Origin of the sequence: Blautia sp. Marseille-P3087, assembly GCF_900120195.1 — a bacterium.
GTDB lineage: Bacteria > Bacillota > Clostridia > Lachnospirales > Lachnospiraceae > Blautia_A.
Genome location: NZ_LT635539.1, coordinates 1,684,807 through 1,709,593 on the forward strand (window position 1 = coordinate 1,684,807; position 24,787 = coordinate 1,709,593).

Annotated in this window: 23 protein-coding genes; 8 read left to right on the forward strand and 15 right to left on the reverse strand. The window is 43.2% G+C overall.

Annotated elements, in window-relative coordinates; all coding sequences use genetic code 11:
• Nucleotides 1-74: 74 nt before the first annotated feature.
• Entirely contained in the window at nt 75-923 is an 849-nt protein-coding gene (gene dapF / locus BQ7344_RS08055; RefSeq protein WP_072522162.1) for a diaminopimelate epimerase, read from the reverse strand.
• Between the two features lie 151 nt (nt 924-1,074).
• A complete protein-coding gene (locus BQ7344_RS08060) occupies nt 1,075-1,770 on the reverse strand; it encodes a transglutaminase-like domain-containing protein (protein ID WP_072522163.1) in 696 nt (231 codons plus the stop codon).
• A gap of 135 nt (nt 1,771-1,905) precedes the next feature.
• Between BQ7344_RS08060 and BQ7344_RS08065 the strand changes: the two genes are divergently transcribed.
• From BQ7344_RS08065 to BQ7344_RS08090, 6 genes are all read left to right on the forward strand, one after another.
• A complete protein-coding gene (locus BQ7344_RS08065) occupies nt 1,906-2,733 on the forward strand; it encodes a helix-turn-helix domain-containing protein (protein ID WP_072522164.1) in 828 nt (275 codons plus the stop codon).
• 110 nt (nt 2,734-2,843) lie between these two features.
• Nucleotides 2,844-3,575, forward strand: coding sequence for a LytR/AlgR family response regulator transcription factor (locus tag BQ7344_RS08070; RefSeq protein ID WP_072522165.1), 732 nt, complete (start codon nt 2,844-2,846; stop codon nt 3,573-3,575).
• Nucleotides 3,568-3,984 carry a hypothetical protein gene (locus tag BQ7344_RS08075; RefSeq protein ID WP_072522166.1) on the forward strand — a complete coding sequence of 139 codons (417 nt, stop codon included), beginning with the start codon at nt 3,568-3,570 and terminating at the stop codon, nt 3,982-3,984. The genes BQ7344_RS08070 and BQ7344_RS08075 overlap by 8 nt, the downstream gene beginning before the upstream one ends.
• Nucleotides 3,985-4,104: 120 nt before the next feature.
• A complete protein-coding gene (locus BQ7344_RS08080) occupies nt 4,105-5,016 on the forward strand; it encodes a type IV pilin protein (RefSeq protein WP_072522167.1) in 912 nt (303 codons plus the stop codon).
• A 244-nt stretch (nt 5,017-5,260) separates the two neighbouring features.
• The gene (locus tag BQ7344_RS08085) at nt 5,261-6,178 is read left to right on the forward strand and encodes a calcium/sodium antiporter (RefSeq protein ID WP_072522168.1); all 918 of its coding nucleotides are present in this window, start codon (nt 5,261-5,263) and stop codon (nt 6,176-6,178) included.
• Nucleotides 6,179-6,359: 181 nt separating this feature from the next.
• On the forward strand, nt 6,360-6,899 hold the full coding sequence (locus tag BQ7344_RS08090; protein ID WP_072522169.1) for a nitroreductase family protein: 540 nt from the start codon (nt 6,360-6,362) through the stop codon (nt 6,897-6,899).
• 358 nt (nt 6,900-7,257) lie between these two features.
• Here BQ7344_RS08090 and secA read toward each other — a convergent pair whose 3' ends face one another.
• A complete protein-coding gene (gene secA, locus BQ7344_RS08095) occupies nt 7,258-9,834 on the reverse strand; it encodes a preprotein translocase subunit SecA (RefSeq protein WP_072522170.1) in 2,577 nt (858 codons plus the stop codon).
• Nucleotides 9,835-10,125: 291 nt separating this feature from the next.
• On the opposite strand from secA, the gene BQ7344_RS08100 reads away from it, so the two are divergent.
• Complete coding sequence (locus BQ7344_RS08100; RefSeq protein ID WP_072522171.1) at nt 10,126-10,497, forward strand: NusG domain II-containing protein; 372 nt, start codon at nt 10,126-10,128, stop codon at nt 10,495-10,497.
• An 86-nt stretch (nt 10,498-10,583) separates the two neighbouring features.
• Nucleotides 10,584-11,069 (forward strand): Gx transporter family protein, encoded by a 486-nt coding sequence (locus BQ7344_RS08105; RefSeq protein ID WP_072522172.1) that lies wholly within the window; start codon nt 10,584-10,586, stop codon nt 11,067-11,069.
• Nucleotides 11,070-11,129: 60 nt separating this feature from the next.
• Here the strand turns inward: BQ7344_RS08105 and BQ7344_RS08110 are convergent, their stop codons facing one another.
• From BQ7344_RS08110 to hisA, 12 genes are all read right to left on the reverse strand, one after another.
• A complete protein-coding gene (locus tag BQ7344_RS08110) occupies nt 11,130-12,173 on the reverse strand; it encodes an FAD:protein FMN transferase (RefSeq protein WP_072522173.1) in 1,044 nt (347 codons plus the stop codon).
• On the reverse strand, nt 12,163-12,957 hold the full coding sequence (locus BQ7344_RS08115; protein WP_072522174.1) for a 4Fe-4S binding protein: 795 nt from the start codon (nt 12,955-12,957) through the stop codon (nt 12,163-12,165). Before BQ7344_RS08115 ends, BQ7344_RS08110 begins: the two co-directional genes overlap by 11 nt.
• Nucleotides 12,954-13,529, reverse strand: coding sequence for an FMN-binding protein (locus BQ7344_RS08120; RefSeq protein ID WP_072522175.1), 576 nt, complete (start codon nt 13,527-13,529; stop codon nt 12,954-12,956). Before BQ7344_RS08120 ends, BQ7344_RS08115 begins: the two co-directional genes overlap by 4 nt.
• A gap of 35 nt (nt 13,530-13,564) precedes the next feature.
• Nucleotides 13,565-15,385 carry an FMN-binding protein gene (locus tag BQ7344_RS08125; RefSeq protein WP_143143546.1) on the reverse strand — a complete coding sequence of 607 codons (1,821 nt, stop codon included), beginning with the start codon at nt 15,383-15,385 and terminating at the stop codon, nt 13,565-13,567.
• An 81-nt stretch (nt 15,386-15,466) separates the two neighbouring features.
• Nucleotides 15,467-19,312, reverse strand: coding sequence for a penicillin-binding Tp47 domain C-containing protein (locus BQ7344_RS08130; protein WP_072522176.1), 3,846 nt, complete (start codon nt 19,310-19,312; stop codon nt 15,467-15,469).
• Between the two features lie 319 nt (nt 19,313-19,631).
• Nucleotides 19,632-20,441 (reverse strand): DNA-3-methyladenine glycosylase family protein, encoded by an 810-nt coding sequence (locus tag BQ7344_RS08135; RefSeq protein WP_072522177.1) that lies wholly within the window; start codon nt 20,439-20,441, stop codon nt 19,632-19,634.
• An 18-nt stretch (nt 20,442-20,459) separates the two neighbouring features.
• Nucleotides 20,460-20,645 carry a DUF6472 family protein gene (locus BQ7344_RS08140; protein ID WP_072522178.1) on the reverse strand — a complete coding sequence of 62 codons (186 nt, stop codon included), beginning with the start codon at nt 20,643-20,645 and terminating at the stop codon, nt 20,460-20,462.
• 21 nt (nt 20,646-20,666) lie between these two features.
• The gene (gene rfbF, locus BQ7344_RS08145; RefSeq protein WP_072522179.1) at nt 20,667-21,443 is read right to left on the reverse strand and encodes a glucose-1-phosphate cytidylyltransferase; all 777 of its coding nucleotides are present in this window, start codon (nt 21,441-21,443) and stop codon (nt 20,667-20,669) included.
• 144 nt (nt 21,444-21,587) lie between these two features.
• Nucleotides 21,588-21,827, reverse strand: coding sequence for an Ig-like domain-containing protein (locus tag BQ7344_RS08150; RefSeq protein ID WP_083585510.1), 240 nt, complete (start codon nt 21,825-21,827; stop codon nt 21,588-21,590).
• A 27-nt stretch (nt 21,828-21,854) separates the two neighbouring features.
• The gene (locus BQ7344_RS08155) at nt 21,855-23,246 is read right to left on the reverse strand and encodes a radical SAM protein (protein WP_072522180.1); all 1,392 of its coding nucleotides are present in this window, start codon (nt 23,244-23,246) and stop codon (nt 21,855-21,857) included.
• 147 nt (nt 23,247-23,393) lie between these two features.
• Nucleotides 23,394-23,915, reverse strand: coding sequence for a nitroreductase (locus BQ7344_RS08160; RefSeq protein ID WP_072522181.1), 522 nt, complete (start codon nt 23,913-23,915; stop codon nt 23,394-23,396).
• 19 nt (nt 23,916-23,934) lie between these two features.
• On the reverse strand, nt 23,935-24,702 hold the full coding sequence (hisA, locus tag BQ7344_RS08165; RefSeq protein WP_072522182.1) for a phosphoribosylformimino-5-aminoimidazole carboxamide ribotide isomerase: 768 nt from the start codon (nt 24,700-24,702) through the stop codon (nt 23,935-23,937).
• Between the last annotated feature and the right edge of the window lie 85 nt (nt 24,703-24,787).

Genomic DNA, 24,787 nt, shown 5'->3' on the forward strand with positions numbered 1-24,787 from the left:
TGATATCATAATATAGAAAGAAAAGGAACAGCCAGCGCTGCTCCCTCTTTCCATTTATTTTATATGAAATTTTATTATGAGAAAAAGCTCTCTGCCACGCTCATATCAGCTACATATCCAACACTTCCGGTCATGTAGATCGTGTCATCGTCTTTAATATCGATCTGGATTATGCCGCCCGGCTGATTTACATTGATTCGGCTCTCAGTCAGTCCCAGTCTGTATGCTGCAACAGCTGCTGCACAGCTTCCTGTACCGGAAGCTTTGGTGTATCCGGAACCTCTTTCCCAGATTTCGATGTCCAGATTTCCGCTGTCGATCCGTCTGCAGATCTGGAGATTCATTCTTTCAGGAAATTCATCCGCATTCTCCACATACGGTCCGAGACCTTTTGCAATCTCAGGGCTGACTTCATCCATAAAAATAATGCAGTGCGGATTTCCGATAGTCAGACAGGTTGCCCTGTAATCTTTCTTATTGAAAGTGAAGGTTTCATTAATGACTTCACGGACTTCGCCGGTAACCGGAATTTCTCTGGAAATAAAGGACGCTTTGCCCATGTTTACACGAAATTCTGTCGCACGGCTGTTCAGGCATTCTACCTCAACCGGACCGGACAGCGTTTCAATGCTGAACTTCTGCTCTTTCACATATTCATGATCCATCAGATATTTCGCAAAAATCCGAACACCGTTTCCGCTGATCGCAGCTTCGCTTCCATCGGAATTATAGATATGAACGCCCATTTTTCCGTTGATCTCGACCGGTCCGTAAAGCACACCGTCCGCGCCAAGTCCGAATCCTCTCTGACACAGGAGAGCAATCTTTTTTCCCTGAAGCTGTACACGGTTTTTATTTGGATCGAGTACCAGATAATCATTACCAAGTCCCTGATATTTAATCATTGTAATACTGTTTTCCATGACGAAACCCTCTCTTTCACAATATACGCACCTTTTTCTACAGTATATAGTTTTATTTTTACAATGTATATAGAATAAAATGCTTGTTATATTGCAAAAAATGCGCTCATCTCACATTGAAATGAAAAATCAGCAATCCATACTTTCAATTTCAGAACCATCTTACTCTGGCATTTCTGACAACCATATTATAGACCCTGTCACATCGCAAACGAAATGGATACTGTCTTCTTGTAACAAGGTACAGATTTCTTTCCATATGTGCACGCTGCATACTGCAGTCAATCATTCTCCAGCTTCTCCTGTATTTCACTTCACACCAGCCATGTAAAGAAAGTGACGCATATTTGCCTCTGGCCGTCACGCCTCCCACTGCCACTCGGCTGTCATATCCGAGAACCCGTGCAATACATGCCATGGCAGCCGCATAATAATAGCAGTCTCCGCGGCGTCGACTGAACATATATCTCGCATAAGTAGACAGATTTTTTGCTGTCGGAGCACAGCTCGTCATTCCGAAATACGGATATTTCAACAATGCCTTATAGCAGTCTTTCAAACGTCTCGCGCTGCTGTCACCTGCCCTTGAATTTTTCATCACAAAATCAACAGCCTGGCGAATTTCTTTTGTATTTACTTTTCGTCCGGTCTTGTCCACATAATAATACCCCCGAGCTTTTGAACCAATAATTCTGTTCACAATCAGTTTATTATTCTGATAAACCTTTCCACCCCGGACTGTAATCCTTGATGCCGCCGGAACAGATACTGCCATACCTGTCACAAGCAATACGACTGCAAGCAAAACCGTCAGTATCTTTCTGCTTAATTTTCTTCTCTCTTTCATTTCCATCTCTCCCTGCCAAAAACAATATTTTCTAAATCTCATAATATAATATCACTTTTCTTTTTACAAGAAATTTCCTATAATTATAAAAACAGTTCCACGACAACATCATTATTCTTTCCCGGGAGGATTTCCATGGATTATTCGCAGTACACACTTGAAAAAACAGGTTATCTCAAAGAAGAATTCCGTCTGTTCCACATTAATGACCGCACAGACCGGGAATTTTCTTATCATTATCATGACTTTCACAAGATCATCGTCTTTCTTTCCGGAAAAGTCACCTATCACATCGAGGGAAAAGCCTACCATCTCAAACCACGGGATATCCTTCTGGTCAGTCAGGGCGCGATCCACAAACCGGAAATTGATCCGTCCGTTCCATATGAGCGTTACATTTTCTGGATCCGCGACGACCTTTCCATGCAGGAATTAAATACCTGTTTCCAGAAAGCAACTGACCGCAGTTTTAACCTCGTCCGCGTAGACTCTGCTGTCCAGGAACATCTCCGTGACCTTCTGCGCGAACTTGAAAATTCCATAAAAAATCAGGACTTTGGTGATGAAATACTCAGCAATGCTCTTTTTACGCAGTTTATGGTTTATGTCAACCGTATTTTTCTGCAGACCAGCGCCATCCCTGACCGCAGATCTTATTCTTCTGATTCTCAGGTTGAACAGCTTCTGAAATATATCAACCGTAATCTGACCGAAGATCTCTCGATTGACCGACTCTCTGAGAAGTTTTTTTTCAGCAAATATCATATGATGCGAAAATTCAAAAACGAGACCGGCTACACCATTCACAATTACATTACAAGCAAGCGTCTCCTTCTTGCACGTTCTCTGATAAATGAAGGGACTCCTGTCATGAAAGCCGCGCAGATGAGCGGTTTTAACGACTACACGACCTTTGTACGCTCTTACAAAAAACACTTCGGAAATGCCCCTTCTCATGTCTGATTCTGTCGATGTATCTCGAACGATTTACCCGTCTATATACTTGAAGTCTGCCCGTGTCCAGTATATAATAAACGCTATTCAAAAAACATGAACATTCATGGAGAAAAATTATGATAAGAATTGCAGTTTGCGAAGACGACTATGTCTACACCGAAATAATCCGATCGATTCTGCAGTCATGTGTCACAGTACCTTACGAGGTAAAATTTTTTTCATCCGGTACTGAATTTTTGAATACGCTTACTGATCACGGCTGCCCTTATACGCTTGCAATTACAGATATCGATCTCGGAGCTCAATCCGTCAACGGAATTACCGTTGCCAAAAGAATCAATAAGATAAATGGCGATACACAGATTATTTTTGTCAGTCAGTATCTGGAATTTGCTTCTGACGTTTACGAAACTTCACACCTCTATTTCGTGAACAAGGAAAAACTCCTTGAATACCTGCCCAAAGCCCTGACTGCCGCCCACGAAAAATATGCGCTTCGTGGAGAACAGTACCTTTATTTTCAATCTTCCTATAAAGAATATCAGGTTCCGCAAAACGATGTTCTTTATCTGGAACATATTGCCCGACAAACCTGCATTCATACAGCAACTCATGTTTATTCCGCAAATGAAAAGCTGCAGGATCTTCTGAATCGTATGGGTTCACAGTTCTGCTCCTGTCACAAAAGTTTTGCTGTAAATCTTTACCAGGTCAGGACACTCCATCATACCTGCATCACCCTGCGAAACGGCGTTTCCGTCCCGGTCAGCCGTTCACGCTATCCTCATGTACGGGATGTTTTTGCCCGCCTTACAATGCACAACGGAAAGGAGAATTTCTATGGATAATCTTAAACAAAATATCCGCAAATGGAACCACGACATTCTGACTCATATGATTGGAATCACTTATCTCATGGACATGCAGCGATATCCGGAAGCCGAACGCTACTGCGAGAAAATTCTAAACAGTCTCTCCTCATTTTCAGAGACCTTCCGAACTCGCGCCACATCCCCTGATCCGGATAGTGTAAGTGAATCCCCTGTTCCAACCGATTATCTTCCTGAGGGATTTATAGAATATCAGGAAAAACTTCCGGCAGAAATAACAGCATTCCAGACGCTTCTTCAACAAAAAAAATACCCAGAGGCACATTACAAACTTCATCTTCTTACTACAGAATTTGACAACAGGCGGCCTCAGCCCACACCTGCAGATGATATTATTAAAAATATCGTAGATGAGGTCAGGAACTAGTATATTTCTGCTATTGAAATAAATTCACAATTATTACATTTCTTCCGGATTGCAGTATTGGCAAATAAATGCTATTATAAAATTTACTATTGATTTTTTATGCTTTGAGGTAAATATAAAATGCAAAACCGGAACAAAGGATTTACACTTATAGAACTTATAGTTGTTGTTTCCATTCTTGCAGTTCTTGTCGGGCTGCTCGCCCCGGCTTATACAAAATATATTGAAAGGAGCCGGGAATCTGTTGATCTTGCAAATGTCCGCTCGGCATATGATGAGCTGATGATAGAAGAGGCAACAGAAAATCAGACTACAACAAAAGTTGTACCACTGAAACAGAAAATAGCTGGCTGGCAGTCTATGAACACAGTATCAATTGGCGGTATTTCTCATACTAACGGTGAAGCGGACACCGAGCACTGGATAGGTGATCCGGTTAAGGGAGGAGTATGTGAAGTTTCTCTCACTGAAAACGGTGTTTTGTTTAACTGGAAAGGTGGAAGTGAAAACAGTACAAAAAAATATTTCTTTGATATTAACGAAGATCTGGATGAGCCAATACGGAAAAGCGGGGTCCTTGAACAATTAATTACAGACAAGAATTACTATTTTGAAATTGACTCTCGTTGTCCAAATTCCTCTATGCTTCCCTCCGTGCTTTCTAATATTAAAGAAGACAGTTTATTAAAAAATGGTACCTGGGCATATCTGGGAAGCGCCTCTAATAAATCTAAGAGATATTTATTTTGGACTTCCGTAAATACAGCTACTGTGGGGGCAAATCAAAAAATCCCCGTTATAATGAGTACTGCTGATGGCAGATTTTATGTTTCCGAAACAACAACAGCTGTTCGAAATAATAATGGTTACAAATATGTCACCATCGCAGAACATCTTACTGATTCCAAGCATCAGCAGCTTATCAATGATGGTACAAAATATAATACTCTGAAAGACGCATATGATGCATATGCAAAACTGGTTACTGAAGGTAAATACCAAAATTATAAGGACACACTCCCAAAATCATAATTAATAAAAGAAGCACGTAAAGCTGCAAAATAATAAATTTTATTTGACATATCATCTTCTTTTGCTTACTATAGTATTAGTGAAAGGGAGTAGTTATCATCCTGCATCCAGGGTGAAACAATGATCGTCATCACGCCATAAGGCCGGTTATTGTTGTAATCAACGAGACTTTTATCAATCATTTTTTGATGTGGTAAAGGTCTCTTTTTTTATTCCATACCTTTATCACAGGAAAGGAGATCATATGGAATATCTGTTACTGATTATCGGTTTTGTACTATTAATTAAAGGTGCTGACTTCTTTGTGGATGGAAGTTCTTCGCTTGCCCGATTTCTCAAAATTCCCAGTGTCATCATCGGTCTCACAATTGTTGCCATGGGAACCAGTGCCCCGGAAGCTTCTGTCAGCATCAACGCTGCCCTTGCCGGAAACAACGATATTGCCGTCAGCAATGTTATCGGCTCAAACATTTTTAACGGTCTTGTTGTTATAGGTATTTGTGCATTTATTTCCACATTTAAAACAAACAAAGATATTTTAAAACGGGATATGCCTGTAAATATTCTGATCACACTTATTCTCTGTATTATGATTGCTGACGGAAAGCTCAGCAGAATTGAGGGATTTCTTCTTTTAGCCGGAATGTTTTTTTATATTCTGAATATGATTCATACCGCATTAAAAAAGAGAAATGAATGTTCCGAGGAACAAACTATTCCTCTTTATAAAGCTCTTATTTTTATCATCGGCGGGCTTGCCGCTGTCATTCTGGGAGGTAATCTGGTAGTAAATAATGCAAGCCAAATTGCCGTATCTTTCGGTGTTAGCCAAAATTTTATCGGCCTCACAATTGTTGCAATCGGTACATCGCTGCCAGAGCTTGTAACCTCCATCGTTGCTACACGAAAAGGGGACAGTGCGCTTGCTCTGGGAAATGCAATTGGCTCAAACATATTTAATATTCTTTTTATCCTCGGTATATCAGCAGTGATTTCGCCACTCCACATTCTCTCAGAATCTCTTATTGACTGTATAATTCTCCTCATCAGCGGAATTCTGTTGTTTATTTTTGCTTTTACTAAAAAATCCATGAGCCGGATAGAAGGTATAATCTGTGTACTGGCTTATGTCGGATATACAGCATATCTTTTTATCAGATAATATTTTTGTTTCAGTCTCACATACAACAGAAATTTTGGTTACCGTTCACAGTAACAAATTTTGTAAACTACCACCACATAATTGCAATATTTCAGATAAAATGTCATAATTATGGCATACAGATTTTGCTCTGTATGCCGTTTTTACCCTTTAAATTCTTATATAAGGAGGCCTGAATTTCATGGAATTTCAGAAAGTACTTGAAACAAGAAGATCGGTTCGTAAATACGATCCGAATGTATCTGTCACCAGAGAGCAGATGGAAGAACTGATTCGCGCCGCACAGGAGGCACCATCCTGGAAAAACTCCCAGACCGGTCGTTATTACTGTGTTTTATCCGAAGAGATCGTTAACAAAATCCGCGAGAATTGTCTTCCGGGTGCAAGAAATGCAGAAAAATCCGAACATGCTGCGCTGATCGTTACCACCTTTGTACATAACCGCGCCGGCTTCCAGACCGACGGCACACCAGATAACGAACTCGGAAATGGATGGGGATGCTACGATCTCGGACTGCAGAACGCAAACCTGATTCTCAAAGCCACCGACCTCGGGCTTTCCACCCTGATCATGGGGCTCCGCGAAGCTGACAAACTACGCGAAATCCTCTCCATCCCTGAAACAGAAACCATCGCAGCCGTTATCGCAGTCGGCAAAGCCGCCGAAGAACCGACCCGCAAACCACGCAAATCCCTCGGCGAAATCACGAAATTCTTCTAATATTAAAACACCTGCGCAACATACAGACTCAGCGTGGCTTCCGTTGTTCTGGCTACACATCCGACAGACTGGCGCGTCGCGCGGTTCACCACCGGCGTAAACTATGGAGGCATTACATAAGAAAATAACTGACAACTCTAAATAACCAGCAGCTTTGAACAGGGACAGTCCCGACAGACTCAGCGTGGCTTCCATGGTTCTGACTGCGCTAATTTCTGCCACAGAGTGCACTGTCTGAGCGAAGCGAGTTTGCACGAATGGCAGATAATAAATGCGCGGGAAGAACAGGAAACGCAGCTGGTCTGACGGGGCTGTCCCTGTCTCACAAGCTGCGTTTCTATTTAATACGTTATTTATATCATGCCTTCATCAGTTTACGTCCACAGCACTGTTTGTACTTCTTGCCGCTTCCGCACGGACACGGATCATTCGGATAAACCTTGTCCTCTTTTCTCTGAACCGGTTTCTTAACCGAAGTATCGTCCTTATTAGTTCCTGTAACCTTCGCTACCTGCTCACGCTCGATCTTCTGCTCTACATGAACATGATACAGCATACGAACCGTATCCTCCTGAATAGAGCCGATCATATCATTGAACATCTTGAACGCTCTCGTCTTGTACTCAACAACCGGATCTTTCTGTCCATATCCGACAAGACCAATACCCTGACGAAGAAGTTCCATATCGTCAATATGATCCATCCACTTGCTGTCGATAGATTTCAGGAGAACTACTCGTTCCAGCTCACGAAGCTGCTCTGCTTCCGGGAATTCAGCTTCCTTCATCTCATAAAGCTTCACCGCTTCTTCTTTCAGCTGCTGTTTCACCTCATCTTTTTTCTTACCCTTAATCTTCTCGGTCGTAAGAGGCTCGATCGGGATGATTGAAGTCAGCATAGGATTGAACTCATCCAGATTCCATTCAACAGAATCCACCTCATCAGAGAAGCACATATCTACTGTGCTGTCTACAATATCTGTGATCATCTTGTAGATGGTATCACGCATGTTCTCTCCATCCAGGACCTGACGACGTTCTTTGTAGATAATCTCACGCTGGTCATTGTTAACCTGGTCATAATCCAGAAGATTTTTACGAATACCGAAGTTGTTGAACTCGATCTTCTCCTGTGCTTTCTGGATTGCATTGGAAAGCATTTTATGCTCGATCTGCTCATTCTCGGCAACACCCAGAGAAGTGAAGACCTTCATAAGTCTCTCAGAACCGAACAGACGCATAAGGTCGTCCTCCAGAGAGATGTAGAAACGGGATTCACCCGGGTCTCCCTGACGTCCGGAACGTCCACGGAGCTGATTGTCAATACGTCTGGACTCATGACGCTCTGTACCGATGATCTTCAGACCACCAGCTTCTCTTGCCACATCGTCCAGCTTGATATCAGTACCACGGCCAGCCATGTTGGTTGCGATCGTAACAGCACCAGCCTGACCAGCCTGTGCAACGATCTCAGCCTCAAGCTCATGGAATTTCGCATTCAATACATTGTGCTGAATACCCTCACGGCGAAGCATTCTGCTGAGGAGCTCGGAAGTCTCGATTGTGATCGTACCGACCAGAACCGGCTGCTGTTTCGCATGGGCTTCCTTAACAGCCTCAACAACTGCATTGAATTTTTCTTTCTTTGTCATGTATACGGCATCTTCGAGGTCTTTACGCTGTACAGGTCTGTTGGTCGGAATCTCTACAACGTCCATTCCGTAGATATCACGGAACTCTTTTTCCTCGGTAAGAGCTGTACCGGTCATACCGCCCTTCTTGTCATATTTATTGAAGAAGTTCTGGAATGTAATGGTTGCAAGAGTCTTGCTCTCTCTCTTGACCTTAACATGCTCTTTGGCTTCGATTGCCTGATGAAGTCCGTCAGAATAACGACGTCCCGGCATGATACGTCCGGTAAATTCATCAACGATCAGAATCTCATCATCTTTTACAACATAATCCTGATCTTTGTGCATCAGGTTGTGTGCACGAAGCGCCAGTGTGATGTTGTGCTGGATCTCGAGGTTTTCCGGATCTGCAAGGTTTTCGATATTAAAGAATTTCTCAACCTTCTTGACACCCTGTTCGGTAAGGTTGACAATCTTGTCTTTCTCATTTACAACAAAATCACCGGTCTCGACAACTTCTTCACCCATAATGGCAGCCATCTTTGTCATTTCGTGACTCGCTTCACCACGCTCAAGCTGCTGTGCAAGGATGTCACACACTTCATAGAGCTTTGTGGACTTACCGCTCTGTCCGGAAATGATCAGAGGTGTACGTGCCTCGTCGATCAGGACGGAGTCGATCTCATCGATGATACAGTAGTGCAAATCTCTCTGTACAAGCTGTTCTTTATAGATAACCATGTTATCACGAAGGTAATCAAATCCCAGTTCGTTGTTGGTTACGTAAGTAATGTCACATCCGTATGCTTCACGACGTTCTTCCGGTTTCATATCGTTGAGTACAACACCAACAGTCAGACCAAGAAATTCATGAACCTTACCCATCCACTCAGCATCTCGTTTTGCCAGGTAGTCATTGACGGTTACGATGTGAACACCCTTACCTTCCAGCGCATTCAGATATGCCGGAAGTGTGGAAACAAGTGTCTTACCTTCACCTGTCTTCATCTCGGCGATACGTCCCTGATGAAGGATAATACCACCAATGATCTGTACACGGTAATGCTCCATACCAAGAACTCGCTTCGCGCCTTCACGTACTACAGCGAATGCTTCCGGAAGAAGATCATCCAGTGTCTCGCCCTCGCCCAGACGTTTCTTGAACTCTCTGGTCTTGTCTCTCAGCTGTTCATCTGTTAATTTCTGCATTTCCGGACGAAGAGATTCTGTCTTCTCTACAAGCGGCATAATACGCTTTACTTCATGCTCGCTTCGTGTTCCGAATACTTTTTGAAATAAATTCATATCAAACTCCTGTTTCTATATTTATTCTGATCACTTTTATATACGAAATCATCCGTATTTACCCTATTTAAGAAATCCCTACTATTTTACCACTTTCCACCGTATAAAACAATGAATATTTCTTAAATAAAATGTGTCCACCCCATTACCCGGCATAAAATCTCCGCTCTCTGTTCGTTTCATCTAACTTATCCTTGTCAACCCTCATTCAATATGCTATGATAATCATCGAATCACACGCTGTTTCTTATATAACAGCACTATTTTAACTGAAAGCTGAGGAATTTTTGTTTGAAGAAAAAAGAACTGACTTTCATCATCGGCATCGTTGTTTTTGCCCTGATCCTCTGGGCTGGCATGTACTTTGTCCGACGCGGTCACTATGGGACTGTCCGAATCACGGTAAACGGTGAAGAATACGGCACCTACTCCCTTGCAAAGGATCAGGTGATCCGCATCAATGATACCAATGTATGTGAAATAAAAGACGGAGAAATCCACATGACGGAAGCCAACTGTCCGGATCACCTCTGCATGAAACAAAAAGCTGTCGACAGTACAGGCGGTACAATCGTCTGCCTGCCAAATAAGGTTGTCATAGAAGGCGAAAAAGGAGACTCCTCCGCTGAAGAAGATACCCCTGAATTTGACACTGTCGTCTGAATATAAATACCTGTAACCGACCACCAGATCATAATCGTGGTTCTGCCGGTCAGTTACAGCCAGTCTACTAATAAAGGATGTCACATATGAATCAGAAAAAGCTTTCATATCTCGGCCTTTTTGCCGCAGTTGCTATCATTTTCGGTTATGTAGAATCACTGATTCCTTTTTTTGCAGGAATCCCGGGAATGAAGCTTGGACTTGCCAATCTGGCAGTTCTTTTTATACTGGAGAAATATACATGGAAAGAAGCTGCGCTTGTTTCTATCGTCCGTATCATCGTGATCGGATTTATGTTCGGAAACCTGTTCAGCATTCTCTACAGCCTTGCGGGCGCTGCACTCAGCCTCGCAGTTATGACTTTCATGAAGAACAAATCCGGATTCAGCATCCTCGGCATCAGTGTTGCAGGAGGTGTTTCCCACAACATCGGTCAGCTCATCATCGCAGGTCTTATCACGATGACTTCCGGACTGATCTACTATGCACCGGCACTTTTGATCTCCGGTGTCATTACCGGACTTCTCATCGGAACGCTGACAAACGAGGTACTGAAACGTATCCACTTCTAAACAATAATAAAAATGCAGAGTACTGATATCCACAATCAATACTCTGCATTTCTTTTTGAATTACTGCAACTCCTTAACTGTATAGGTATTCTTCATCAATTCAAAGCGTTCTTTCATCCCGGAAGTCAGGTAAATATTCTTATCCTCATCCACGAACACTGCATCTGCATTATATTTTTCCAGAAGTTTCAATGCATCATCCATTCCCAGTACAAAGCATGCAGTAGAAAGTCCATCCGCAAAAAGTCCGCTGTCACAGATGACTGTGACAGAATCCAGACCGTTCCACACCGGATATCCGGTCTTCGGATCAAGGATGTGATGATAGCGTTTCCCGTCTTCTATGAAATATTTCTCATAGTCTCCAGACGTCGAAAGAAATTCCCCGTCATTCAATGTGATTGCACCGAGATAGTCCCCCTCCGGATCACGCGGATCAGTGAGCGCTACTTTCCAATCAGAACCATCCGGTTTTTCGCCATAAGCCATTACACTGCTGCCGCCGAGATTCAGAATCATTCCTGACACATCCGTCTGTGTTTTCAGAAAGTCCGAAACCACATCACACCCGATTCCCTTTCCGGTTGCACCGAGGTCAAGTGTTGCACCTTTTTCCAGTGTCACTTTATCTCCATCCAAAGAAACTTTACCATAACCTACATCTTTCAGAAGCTCGTCCAGTTCTGACTGTTCCGGCACATGCGGATTCTCTCCGGCAATATCCCACAGACGTATGATCTTGCCTATCGTCGGGTCGAATGCCCCGTCTGAATCCTGTGCAAGCTGAAAAATCTTTTTCAGGTAACCGGCAAGTTCATCGGATACTTCTGCCGTTTCACCGGAAGCTGCATTTAACTTCGCGATCTGCGAATTCTCGTCAGTCCATGAAAGCAGTTCTGTCTCAATTTCGCGGATCTTATCACCGACAGTCGCATTCAGATCCTTACCTGTTGTATACAGTGTCTCTGAGACGACTGTATCCATTGCAAAATCAGTATTCGTATATTTCTGTATATCAGCGTCTGCCATTACCGGCACCGCAGCCAGCATGAAACAGCTCATTCCACAGAGCAGACTGGTCACAAACTTCTTTTTATTTCTCATTTTTCTCCATTTCCCGGACCTTTACCGGCCCAATCTGTATATTTTTACGCGGACAGGTCACTTCGCAGGCATGACAGCAGATACATTCTCCCGAAAAAGGAGTGTCTCCGTCAATCTCCAGATGTGCCGGACAGCGCTTTTTGCAAAGTCCACATTTCGACGGACATTTTTCACAATTTCTGTGAAACAGCGCCGTCGGCAATATCGGCATCATTGCAAAAACAGCTCCCATCGGGCAAAGAAACTGACAGAAAAAACGCTCCTGCGTGCACATCCCGATCAGAATCAGAATAAATAACGCAATCCCGATCTTATAGGAAGCATTCGGAAGTTTTCCTGCGGTCAGCATGGAAAAAACATCCCACGGACTCATGCCCTGAAGATTTGCATACCATCCGTTCAGTATGGAAAGCATCAAAAAGGCCAGAAGAATGTATTTTACTTTCTGAAGCATCCGCACCACTTTTTCCGTATAACCATGACGTCCTTTTTTATGGAAAACCTTCTGCCGGATAAAAAGTGTCAGCTCATACATGGCATCACCAAGTGAACCAAACGCGCAGGCATATCCGCAGAAATGACGTCCAAACAAAATCGTAATTACCAGCAGGACTCCCGTCACATCAAGGAAAGAGTTCCATGTGATCGGCTGGTGCGCAGCAAGCACCTGAAAAATAGATTTGATCCCTGCAAATGCTGTGGAAAAGAGTGCCGGATAAAAGATGAAAAACGCAAGCTGTATCGCAGCCCGGATCAGCCGGACCTTTCTCTGCCTCTTTTTCATTCGTTTTCCGCCTTTCCAAGGGCGTCAACAACAGCGTTGATGATACCGGTAGAACTGAATGTAGCGCCTGATACAGTATCCACATCTGTGCTCTGTGCAGATATGATCGAGCTTATCACACTCTGTGCCTGAGAAAGATATGCAGAATCTTCCCCTGATGCACCTGTCACCTGAATATCGGTGATCTCATCGTCTTTCAGTGTTACCTGAACCTCGATCGCACCGCCGAATCCCTGTGCAGAACCGGTATAAGTACCGTCCTTGTAGAAATTCTCGGAATCATCCGTACTTTCTGCATCTTCACTGTCTGCCGCGCCTTCTTTGACTGCATCGTCTTTTGTGTCAGTCTCTACCTGTGCTTTTGCAGTTTTCTGATTTTGGGCTGCTTCTTCAAGAGCGGCAAGCATTTCTTTTTGCTGTTCTTCAAGTGTATCCACACGTTTCTGTAACTGTGTGATCTCCTGAGTTTCCTGTTCCTGTGTATCTTTTTTCTGCATAGAATTATAGCCTATTACAGACGCCAGAATCAATAGAAGACACAAAACTCTCATACAAAAACTCTGGTATTTCATTCCATCTTCTCCTTTTATAACCTGTATTTCTGCAATTACTGCCTTTTCGCCTGACTCAGTGCATTTCGAAATGCTTGTAAGATTCCGTTTGAAGAATAAGTTGCTCCGCTCACAGCATCCACCCCGTCTGCTGACTGATTATTCAGAATCTGACCGTAAATACCATTCCATGCATCGGTAAAATAATCTGCATCGTCTATCGTATCATAAGAAGCAGCTGTAATTTTTCCGCCGGATATTGTTACATTCACAGTTACACTTCCCACGCCGTAGTTCCCATCGCCACTTCCGCTGTAATTGCCATCCACATATTGTCCTTCCGGTATCGGAGCAGGTGTTTCCGTTGGATTTGGTGTCGGAGTTAAATTTTCTGTCGGAGCAGGTGTTGGCGTAACAGTTGGTGTAGCTGTTGGTGCCGGAGTCGCTGTTGGTTTCGGTGTTGCCGTCGGCTTCGGTGCCGGCGGTTCCGTTGGGGTCGGAGTTGCAGTCGGTACTGCCGTTACCTTCGCACTTTCCAGTGCACTTCTTGCAGCTTCAAGGATTCCGTTTGAGGAAAATGTTGCTCCGCTCACCGTATCAATTCCATCAGCACTCTGTTTTTCCAGAATTGCCGGCTGTAAATACCGCCATGCCTTTCTGAAATAGGACATCGTATCACTGTTGGTGTTATTGACCTCTGTAATTTTTCCATCCTTGATCGTCAGTGTGATTGTTACAAATCCGGAATATCCCCGTGCCCGTCCACTGTAAGTTCCATCCTTATAAAGTTTATTATCAGTATCGGATGAATCTCCTGTATCAGGTTTCACCGGTACAGGTGTTGCCGTTGGAGTCGGTGTCGGAGAAGTCGTTTTCTTTACAGCTGCTTTTTCTAATGCTTTCTGTGTGGCTTCAAGAATGCCATTAGAAGAAAAAGTTGCTCCGCTGACCGTATCTACTCCGTATACTGCCTGTTTTTTCAGAATTGCCGGCCTGATTTTTGCCCAGGCTTTGCCGAAGTATTCTTTCGTATCTGTATTCGTATTTGTAATGACTGTAATTTTTCCGTTTTTAATCGTAAAAGTCACCTTTACCGGACCGTCAAATCCCTCTGCCTGCGCAGTATAAGTACCATCCTTATAGGCAACATCCCCTGTCGGTTTTGAAATCACAACAGGTTTTGTGGTACTTGTATTTGTTTTCTTTTTCTTCGTATTCTTGTCTGTTTCTACAGTGGAAACCTCAGCAGCACCTGCCTTTGAAAGTGCATTCTGAACGGCCTGAATGATTCCGTTTGATGAGTACGTTGCACCGCTGACTGCATCCACATTCGGCGTCTGACCCGCAAGGATTTTGCTGACAACACCTCTTGCCGAAGCAAAATAAGACGGGGTTTCTCCTGATGCATCAAGAATGTCTATCCCTGTGATCTTGCCGTCCGCAACAGTCACCTGTACCGTGACAGTTCCGCCAAATCCTGTACCGCTTCCCTGATAAGTTCCGTCTTTATATCCGCCTTCCGGAACCTCTGTCGTCGGAGTTGTCGTACTTCCCTGACCTTCTGCTGACGTTTTCTTCGATTCATCCGGTAATGCTTTTGCAGCAGCTTTTTTGATACCCCTTTTTTTCTTTTTGTTTTTTGCGGCAGTCGTTGTACTCTTATCAGATAAAGTATTATCGTCAAAATATGCTGCATTTAGCAAACCAGACAATTCTCCGGCATCTTTTATTTCCATACCAGCTGACACTTTCGTAAGTCCCTCAGCCGATTTTCCCTGCACTGCTGTGACAGTCACTGCCGCAATTACAGCTGCAGCCGGAAGGAGTTTGAGCAGATTTTTTTTGTCATGTATATTTTTTCTGTCTTTTTTGTTCATGCTGTCTCCTGTCTGTTTAACGTACAAAGGCAGGGGCTGTCCGGAAACGGCCCCCGTCTTTGCTTTTTCCTGAATATGATCTTATTTTACAGTTACTTTGAATCTTGCTATCATGCCATTGCATTTGACAGTGATTGTTGCCGTACCTCTTCTGATGCCTTTTACAACACCCCTGGAAGTTACGGTTGCAATACGCTTGTTACTGCTTGTATAAGTAACTTTTCCGCTCGGAACCGCACTTACTCTGATCCTGGTTGTTTTACCTCTCCTGACAGTTGCTGCAGTTCTTGCAAGTTTCAGAGAAGCATTTCTTACTCTGACAGTTACGACTTTTTTATATTTACCAACCTGAACTGTAATTCTGGCGTTTCCGGCTTTTCTTGCTCTTACAACGCCTCTTGAATCTACAGTTGCAATACGTCTGTCACTTGTTGTAAATTTTGCATTTCCGGATACACCGATTTTTGTTACAGTAATTTTTGTTGCTGTCTGACCTTTGGTGTAAATGGTAGAAGCTGCTGCTTTTACTGCAATTCCCGGATTCTTGACAGTTACTTTGCAGGTTACTTTGCATTTTCCGGCTGTAGCTGTGATCACTGCTGTTCCGGCTTTTTTTGCTGTTACAACACCTTTGGAATCTACGGTTGCAACATTTTTGTTGTTTGTTGCATATTTTACTGTTCCACCAAGTGCAGATGTCGCTTTAAGTGTGTATTTTGCCGGTGTTCCGCCTGCATATACAGTAACTGCTGTTTTGTTGATAGTCATTGCATTTTTTACAGTTACTTTATATGTTGCTGTCTTCCCGCCCAGAGTTGCTGTAATGTTGGCTGTGCCTGCTGCTTTGGCTGTTACAACACCTTTGGAATCTACGGTTGCAACTTTTGTGTTGCTGGATTTCCATGTTACAGTACCTTCCAGGTTTGTAGTTGCTTTAAGAGTTGTAGATGTTTTGTCCTGTGTATAAAGTGTTCCTGATGTTGCATTGAGTTTGAGTTCTGCTTTTACAAGACCGTCGATTGCTTCTCTTAAGTGACCAATCTGCTCTTCAATTCCATACTGGGTCTGGTTTGCGATATTAGCCAGCATGTCTTCGCATTCTTCCAGCTCGTTTACAAGAGTATCCCAGCTGTCCGGTGTGTAGTCTGCCTCTTTAAGTGCTTTTGCTTCCGCAATAATATTTTTTAGTGGTGTGGAATCTGCATCGCCTGCCGGTTTTGCAATATTTTCGTCTGTTGCCTGAAACCTAAATGTATAATCGCTGTATCCCAGACCGTAAACGGTTACTTCCCAGTATCCTGTTCCGTCAGTATCTGCCGGAAGTTTGCAGCGTACAGAATCTGTCAGGCCAAGCTGAATACCGTGGAATTTGTGCATCCAGTTGTCTGCCGCAAATTTTGTACCATAGCTCTGAAGTGCATTGCTGTATGTATCGTCATCACCATAATATGTCCATTTTACAGCCTGCATTGCACCACCGAGACCGCCATAGTTGCCTGTAAGGTCTACACGGAGGAATTCACCGTAGCTACCGCTTCCCGGCTTCATTTTAGTCGTAATGCCATCTGTTGTTTTCAGCGCTTCTCCCTTAAGGCCGGAAGTTGTTCCGTTTGCTCTTGCGCTGAATGTAAAGGTATCTCCGTCCTTTGTTGCTGTCTTAAGTCCGTTGGTATTTGCATTGACTTCTGCTGTTTCTTCATAAGCACTAAGGTTATTTTCAGCATAACCACCAAACAGTTTTTCGCCGTTTTCTACTACTTTAAATGCCTTCTTGAATGCATCATAATCTGCTGTTTTTACTTTTACCGGAATATATTTCAGGCCGGTTACTTTATACTCAGTGACATCTATACCGTTTATTTTTCCTTTGCTGCAGGAAACAGTGCTTCCGTCTGTAAGAATCATTGTTGTTTTGTCTTTCCATCCGGCAAGTGCATAGGTCTTTCCGTTCGCATCGTAAACAGTTGCCATTGTCTGGAAACTTCCTCTGTGGAGACCATGGTTTGCAGTTGCTCTTGTGACAGCATCAAAACCGCCCATATCGCTTTCACCACGTCTGTCTTTGTCCTCAGAAGCTGAAGTATTTGTTGCTTCGTATACACCTTCAGATGCCCAGTACTGTTCCCATGTAAGTCCTGCGTATACGTATTTGTATTCACCGGAATCCTGTGTAACGGTACCTGTAACATCATTAAATCCGGATGATGTCAGCTCTACATTGTAGCTTCCGCCATCACCTTTTGCAAATACTGCCGTATTATTAACCTTTGCATCAAAGTTGACTGCACCTGTTTTCTCATCAAAAACTGTTTTGGCAATTTCACTGATGTTTGCTTTTTTTCCACCCAGTGCCTGTCCGTCGATTTTAATGGAAGTGATGTTTTTGATGTAATCTTTTGCTTCGTATATAGTGTCTCCATTCGGATCAATTTTTACCAGCTTATTGTCCTGAATGGCAAACTGAACTTTTGTTTCGTCAGCACTTAACACAATCGGAACTGTAATGTCTTCATACGGTGCTTCTGACTGATCTGTAAAAGTAAGAGTATAAGTTCCTACTCCGGTCGTACTATTACTCCATGTATCACCATTTACTGTTAACATCTTTTTATCTTCATCGTATGTATATCCTGCATAAGCACCCTGTTCAAGCTCATTGCCGTCGTATTTTACAGAAGAAAGTTTATAACTGGAAGTCTCCGGAACTTGATATGTCATCTGGACATTAGTTCTTCCATATCCTCTCTGATATGCAACTTTTTCCTCCGGTCCGGTGATTCCCTGACCGTCTGCAAGTTTGTATTTGCAGAGAAGATTTGTCGGAATAACAATATCCGCACCATCTTTTACAAGATAAGTGATTTTTTTAATTGTCTTTCCTTCCAGTCCCTGGCTGCGTTTTGCATCAATTGTGTTACCATGTGGTTCCACAAAACCGTCTTTTACTGCAAAAGCAATTTTGCCGGTTTTAAGCCACAGGTTCTGGGAATGTTCCATTCCATATTTTTCACCGTCAGATGTTTCAAAGATAACACCCATCATGTTTGCTGTTTTTGGCTGATCTGGATTTTCATCTCCGAACTCTACGATGACCTCATAATTTCCCCATGCAGATGATGTTGAAATGGAAGAATTGATCTTAAGTTCTTTTGTCTCTGTCTTCATTGCAGTAAGTGTTCCGTTACCGTTCAGGACTTTATATTCGCCGGATTCCGGAGCAGTTTCACTTACATTCTGAAGATTTCCGATAATAGTAAGGAGCTGGTTGGAGCAACTCTTGCCCTCTTCAACTGCTTTCAGCGCATCATTATAAAGACTTTTCGGAACTGCAATATTTACATCCCTGATACCCTCAAGAGTCACACTTCCGTTTTCTGTGTTTTCTGTATAGTAGGAAGTCTCATATTTTTTAGATTTATTGTTTGTGCAGCTTGTAACTGCATCATACATACCTTCCTCGCGATAACCTGCTTCTGTCACAGGATCTGCTGCATCCAGCTGCATTTCTGTATTCTGCTGTACATCATTCATTTCACCATAAAAGAAATCGGCATACGGAATGTTTGCTGTACCATATACAAATTCACTTTCAGCAGGAGTTTCTTCACCATCTGCCGCAAAAGCATCTGCCTCACCCTCTGCGCCAAAAACATCTTCTGCCCCGGAAGTTTCTTCTGTCGTATCAGCTTCTGTGTCCTCTGTATTTTCTTCGGCATCCTCGATTGTAATATCTGCCTCATCTTCTGCCGCATCAACTTCTGTGTCCTCTATCTCCACATCCGTTGCTTCGTCTTCTGCTCTTTCGTCCAGAACTACTTCTTCATCAGAGAATTCTGCTGCAAAAGCTGCAGACGGCATACCAGTCATCGCTACTGTCGCACTGAGGACAACCGGTGCAATTTTCTTTAACAAATTATTGTTAGCCATGTTCTTCCTCCTCTTTCTTTTCCGTTAGTTTCTTCTAACCTATATTTTTATATCATAAATCAAAGTTCGTGTCTATATTATCGTTAGGTTTTTCTAACTCGAAACCGACTTTTTTTCTCAATAATTTTGTTATTGATAATATTTATCATATAAAAGCAGTACAAAATACACTTGTTGCTTTTATTTGCATCTGGTCGCATCCTCGCGGAGCGTTTTTACGTTATTGGAACATTACGAAGTAATTTCCTATAACGCAAAAAAGAGACCTGCCGTTCCCTTCTAACAGGGAATGAAACAGGTCTCTGTATCTCACCATTTTTCAGTTTTTATTCAGTTCGTAATAAAAAATATACTGCTGCATGATACCTCTCATGCCATGATACCGACGGTTCGGGAAACCTCTCCTGTAATGCTCATCAAGTACCTGGCGGATATGGGTATCAACCGGAAATGCATCCATATGATGCAGTGCAAAAAGACAAATGCAGTCTGCTACCTTTTCCCCCACGCCGCTCAGTTTCATAAGCTCCTGCTTCGCACGGCGATAATAACGGAATCGGTAGATTCGCTCCAGCGAAATCTCTCCGTCCAGAATACTTCGAGTCGTCTCCGCAATATAACGTGCCCGGTATCCCATTCCCAGTTTACGTAAATCTTCTTCAGATACGCCCGCAAGCTGCTCCGGGGTCGGAAATGCGTAATATTCCTTTTCGCCGGAGATTTTTTTCTCTCCATATGCTTCGCACAGCCGCTCTACACATCCCCTGATCCGGGAGATATTATTCTGCTGTGAGATCAGAAATGTAATGATCATTTCCCACAGATCCTGCTGAAGAATACGGATGCCGTTTCCACACTCTGCAGCTGCCATCAGATAAGCATCTCTTGGATTTATCTTTGCTATATAGCTGCTGTAATCCGCATCAATGTCAAAGTATGGCACCCAGTAGCAGATAAACTCCATGTCACTGCAGTAAAAATTTACGATACTGCCTTCCTGTGCCATTTTCAGGTACTTGTCTCCTGCGATCAGTTCATAAGTATTTTCTTCTGTCTCATACATCCGAAAGCACTGCCCGGACTGACAGATTTCCTTCAGGCTGAAATTATCCAGCTCTACTGTAATCATTTGTTTTCTCCGTTTCCCTTACATCTGATGGCGCACTACCCGGTACTCATCTCCGTTTCGGTAATACGGACATTCCTTATATTCTGTGCTGACGAAACGATAGTATTCATCTTCGTCCAGGTTTACATCACAATAATAGCTCTCACTGTCCTCATCGTACACATAATTCGCACAGTAATCGCAGCTCGTTGCCTTTCCGCTCAAAAGTCTTCCTCCAGCCAAATATTATTTCCAGATCTTCCATGGGGCTTCGCCACTCTGCCAGAGTTCTTCCAGCATATTTTTCTCGCGAAGCGTATCCATGCACTGCCAGAAACCTTTATGCTTGTATGCATTCAGCTCTCCCATTCGTGCCGCTTCTACAAGAGGTCCTTTTTCAAAGACAGTCTCATCGCCATCGATCAGATCGATGATTCCCGGCTCCAGCACCATAAATCCGGCATTGATCCAGCCACCGTCTTCTTTTTTCTTTTCTCTGAAGTTTGTAATGGTTCCGTCTTTTTCAATATCAAGGATACCGAAACGTCCACCCGGCTGTGCCGCCGTGAGCGTCGCCATTTTTCCGTGTGATCTGTGATATTCCAGAAGTTCTTTAATGTTGATATCAGCCACACCATCACCGTAAGTCATCATGAATGTGTCTTCTTCGAGATATTCACGGACACGTTTGATACGACCGCCGGTCATCGTGTTCAATCCTGTATCAACAATAGTCACCTTCCAGGGCTCCAGCACATTATTGTGCACGATCATCTTATTTTCCTGTGTGAAGTCAAAGGTGATGTTGCTGTTGTGAAGATAATAGTCTGCAAACCATTCTTTAATGACATGCTGCTTATATCCGCAGCAGATTACAAACTCATTAAATCCATAAGCGGAATACATCTTCATAATATGCCAGAGAATCGGTTTCTCCCCGATTTCTATCATAGGCTTTGGTTTCAGATGGCTTTCCTCACTGATTCTGGTGCCGAATCCACCTGCTAAAATCACAACCTTCATATATTCTCTCCAATCCGTTCGTTACATTGTAATCAATACTGTTATTCTAATACAAAGCAGGCAAAAAAGAAAGACCAACGTTAGCAGAAGCAAAAGAAAGCCCCCACAGCTTCCGCCATGAGGGTTTCCTTTCATTAATTTTGTTTATCTTACTGTGATCCTGATGTTGTATTTCTTGTTTCCGGACCTCACAGTAATGATAGCTCTGCCTTTATTCTTTGCTTTGATCACACCAGATCTGCTGACAGTTACAATCTTCTTGTGGGAAGTATACCATGTAACCTTCTGTAAACTTGTCACCGGTGTAAGTGTAGCTTTGAGTTTCAGTCTCTGTCCGCGTTTCAGTGTTGCACTCTTGCCCTGAATCTTTCCGGTTGCTGTGATGGAACTACATTATTTCATATTTGTTTATTATTTATTGGCTTCTTTTGCTGCTTTTTCAGCCTTTTCTTCTGACCAGAGTTTCTCAGCTACCGGAGCCCATTCTTCTGCGTAATGTACACATTTACCACAAAGATGCTCTGCTGTCTCATTAGATTGAAGGTCTGTGGAGTGTGCACCGGATTCTTTTACGATACGCTGCAGAATCTCTGGATTCTCCAGCATCGGGCACGGACGGAGCATATTGTCATTGAACGGCTGGTTGTCATGATAAGCCATGAACAGCGGCTGTTTCAGAATCTCAAGGATCGTGTTCTCATGAATATTTCCGTTAGAATAGTGGATAAATACGCATGGTTCTGCATCACCGTTTGCATTGATATGGAAGTAGTTTCTTCCTCCGGCGATACATCCGCCTACAAACTCACCGTCATTCTGGAAGTCCATAGTGAAGATTCCAGGACCGTGTTCCATGTTACGGATCTCTCTTACACGGTTCTTTACATAAATTCTCTGTTCCGGATTCAGAAGCAGATCAACAGATGCTGCATTTCCAACAGGCATGTAATGGAAGTACAGTGCGTAACGGCATCCTTTTTCTACAAGCATCTGAATGAAGTCTTCGCTTGTAACGCTCTTGTAGTTGGCACTTGTGTAGCAGATAGATGTACCGAATACAAGACCGTGCTCTTTCAGAAGATCCATTGCATGCATAACTTTATTGTATACACCTTCACCACGACGCATATCGTTGACATCCGGCTCACCCTCAACGCTTAATGCAAGGAACAGGTTGCCGACTTCCTGCATCTGTTTGCAGAGTGCTTCATCAACAAGTGTACCATTTGTGTAAGCAAAAAATACACAGTCGTTATGTTTTCTGCAGAGTTCGATGATATCTTTCTTTCTTACCATCGGTTCTCCACCTGTCATCATATAGAAGTAGACACCGAGTTCTTTACCCTGTGTTACGATGGAATCCATATCATCAAAGGAAAGATTCAGCTTGTTTCCGTATTCTGCTGCCCAGCATCCTGTACAATGCAGGTTACATGCACTGGTAGGATCCATCAGAATGATCCACGGGATGTTGCATTTATGTATTTCTCTCATCTCGTGAATGGTCTTTGTTCCATTATAAAAGGCTTCAAATCCAAGGTTCATCAATGTTGTCTTCAGAACGTTCGGATGAAGATCCTGAACCATAGATGTGATATAACGGTTCAATGTATATTCCGGATTACAGGCAACTTTTCTCAGGTAATCCCAGTTTACGCCCTTTCCGAAATCTTTTAAATACTTCTCAGCAGTATCGATCAGTTTTTCATATGCCGCTTCAGGATTCTTGTGCACCTGAGCGACTGCATAATCAGCAACCCCTGCAAAAACTTTCTTTGCTGCTGCATGTTTAAGTTTGTTCATTGGTATTTCCTCCATCTCTGGCAATCATTATTTTTATTGTTTACATTATATTCAGATTCTGCTTCTGTTTTCAATGGACAAAAAAGGGTCAGTGGTAAATTTCCCCACTGACCGCTGCTGCTCAAAACAGTTATTTTAGTATTTCTATTATTTTACATAATATACATAGGAATCTTTTCTCGGTGCGGCTTTTGGCTCCGGACCGTCCGCATAGCCGAGCACACAGTGACCGATTCCCTCGTAGTCGCCCTCAATTCCAAGTGATTTCAGGATTTCTTTGCCTTCTTCACTTTCAAACTCTTCTTTTGCTCTGTGGATCCAGCAGCTTCCAACTCCCTGCGCTTCTGCTTCCAGCATCAGATTTCCCATAACAAGGCTTCCATCATAAAGATATGTAGGTCTGCTCTTGTCTGCAAGTACAATCAGCACGACCGGCGCGCCATAGAAAGGATCACTGTTTACGCCCATGATCTTTGCATTCATTGCAGAAAGTTTATCGCGGAGTTCTTTGTTTGTTACCGCAACGATGATCGGGGACTGTTTGCCCATTCCGGTTGCCGCATAGGTTCCCGCTTCGATGATCTTTTCAAGTTTGTCCTGCGGAACCATATCACTCTTGTATTTGCGGATACTTCTTCTGCTTTTGATTGTTTCCAGTACATCATTCATGATAAATACCTCCTGAATTTTATAAATTTATTAGTGTTTCAAAGGGAATTGTCCCCCCGAAAAGATCCAGTGCACTTCCGACCGTCACATCCAGCCGGTCTTTGCCGTATTTTCTGAGAAGTTCAATATCGTACATACTTCCCACGCCGCCTGCGTAAGTGACCGGGCGGTCTGTATATCCAGAAAGCAGTTCGGCAAGCTCTGTCTCAATTCCGTTTGCTTTACCCTCAACATCCACCGCATGAACAAGAAACTCTGCACAGTGGCTTCCCAGTTCTTTCATTGTTTCAAGCGTTACAGGCACGTCGGTAAATTTCTGCCAGCGATCTGTCACAATAAAATACTGTCCGTCCTTTTTTCGGCAGCTCAAATCCAGTACAAGATGCTCTGGCCCGACTGCATCTTCCATCTTCTGTAAGTTTTCCCAGGAAAGGCTGCCATCTTTAAATACATAGGAAGTTACGATCACATGGCTTGCTCCCGCTTCAAGATAGTCTGCTGCATTGTCCGGACACACACCACCGCCAATCTGCAGTTCCTTCGGATAAGCTTTAAGAGCTTTCATTGCCTGCGCCCTTGTAGCCCCATAATACTCGGAGCCGACACTGTTCAATAAAATCACATGTCCGCCTTTCAAACCGGCTTTCTTATATAATTTAGCATAAAAAGCCGCATCCTGCTCTGCAACAAAGTTCTCTTTTGCCTGATCTCCGGCATCTTTAAGACTTCCGCCGATGATCTGTTTGACCTTACCGTTATGTATATCAATGCATGGACGAAATTTCATAATTCAATACTCCCTGTCCGGCAGAAACAGGCTCCGGATTCCTTTTGGAACCCGGGCTTCCCGTTTATCTGCGTATTTCATTTCT

Coding starts and splice junctions, on each gene's coding strand:
- BQ7344_RS08070 (WP_072522165.1), top strand. CDS start 2,844: ATGATAAGAATTGCAGTTTGCGAAGACGACTATGTCTACACCGAAATA.
- secA (WP_072522170.1), bottom strand. CDS start 9,834: ATGAATTTATTTCAAAAAGTATTCGGAACACGAAGCGAGCATGAAGTA.
- BQ7344_RS08135 (WP_072522177.1), bottom strand. CDS start 20,441: ATGATTACAGTAGAGCTGGATAATTTCAGCCTGAAGGAAATCTGTCAG.
- rfbF (WP_072522179.1), bottom strand. CDS start 21,443: ATGAAGGTTGTGATTTTAGCAGGTGGATTCGGCACCAGAATCAGTGAG.
- BQ7344_RS08155 (WP_072522180.1), bottom strand. CDS start 23,246: ATGAACAAACTTAAACATGCAGCAGCAAAGAAAGTTTTTGCAGGGGTT.
- BQ7344_RS08130 (WP_072522176.1), bottom strand. CDS start 19,312: ATGGCTAACAATAATTTGTTAAAGAAAATTGCACCGGTTGTCCTCAGT.
- BQ7344_RS08125 (WP_143143546.1), bottom strand. CDS start 15,385: ATGAACAAAAAAGACAGAAAAAATATACATGACAAAAAAAATCTGCTC.
- BQ7344_RS08085 (WP_072522168.1), top strand. CDS start 5,261: ATGGAATATCTGTTACTGATTATCGGTTTTGTACTATTAATTAAAGGT.
- BQ7344_RS08080 (WP_072522167.1), top strand. CDS start 4,105: ATGCAAAACCGGAACAAAGGATTTACACTTATAGAACTTATAGTTGTT.
- BQ7344_RS08160 (WP_072522181.1), bottom strand. CDS start 23,915: ATGAATGATGTACTGGAAACAATCAAAAGCAGAAGAAGTATCCGCAAA.
- BQ7344_RS08065 (WP_072522164.1), top strand. CDS start 1,906: ATGGATTATTCGCAGTACACACTTGAAAAAACAGGTTATCTCAAAGAA.
- BQ7344_RS08105 (WP_072522172.1), top strand. CDS start 10,584: ATGAATCAGAAAAAGCTTTCATATCTCGGCCTTTTTGCCGCAGTTGCT.
- BQ7344_RS08120 (WP_072522175.1), bottom strand. CDS start 13,529: ATGAAATACCAGAGTTTTTGTATGAGAGTTTTGTGTCTTCTATTGATT.
- BQ7344_RS08075 (WP_072522166.1), top strand. CDS start 3,568: ATGGATAATCTTAAACAAAATATCCGCAAATGGAACCACGACATTCTG.
- BQ7344_RS08090 (WP_072522169.1), top strand. CDS start 6,360: ATGGAATTTCAGAAAGTACTTGAAACAAGAAGATCGGTTCGTAAATAC.
- dapF (WP_072522162.1), bottom strand. CDS start 923: ATGGAAAACAGTATTACAATGATTAAATATCAGGGACTTGGTAATGAT.
- BQ7344_RS08060 (WP_072522163.1), bottom strand. CDS start 1,770: ATGAAAGAGAGAAGAAAATTAAGCAGAAAGATACTGACGGTTTTGCTT.
- hisA (WP_072522182.1), bottom strand. CDS start 24,702: ATGAAATTTCGTCCATGCATTGATATACATAACGGTAAGGTCAAACAG.
- BQ7344_RS08110 (WP_072522173.1), bottom strand. CDS start 12,173: ATGAGAAATAAAAAGAAGTTTGTGACCAGTCTGCTCTGTGGAATGAGC.
- BQ7344_RS08115 (WP_072522174.1), bottom strand. CDS start 12,957: ATGAAAAAGAGGCAGAGAAAGGTCCGGCTGATCCGGGCTGCGATACAG.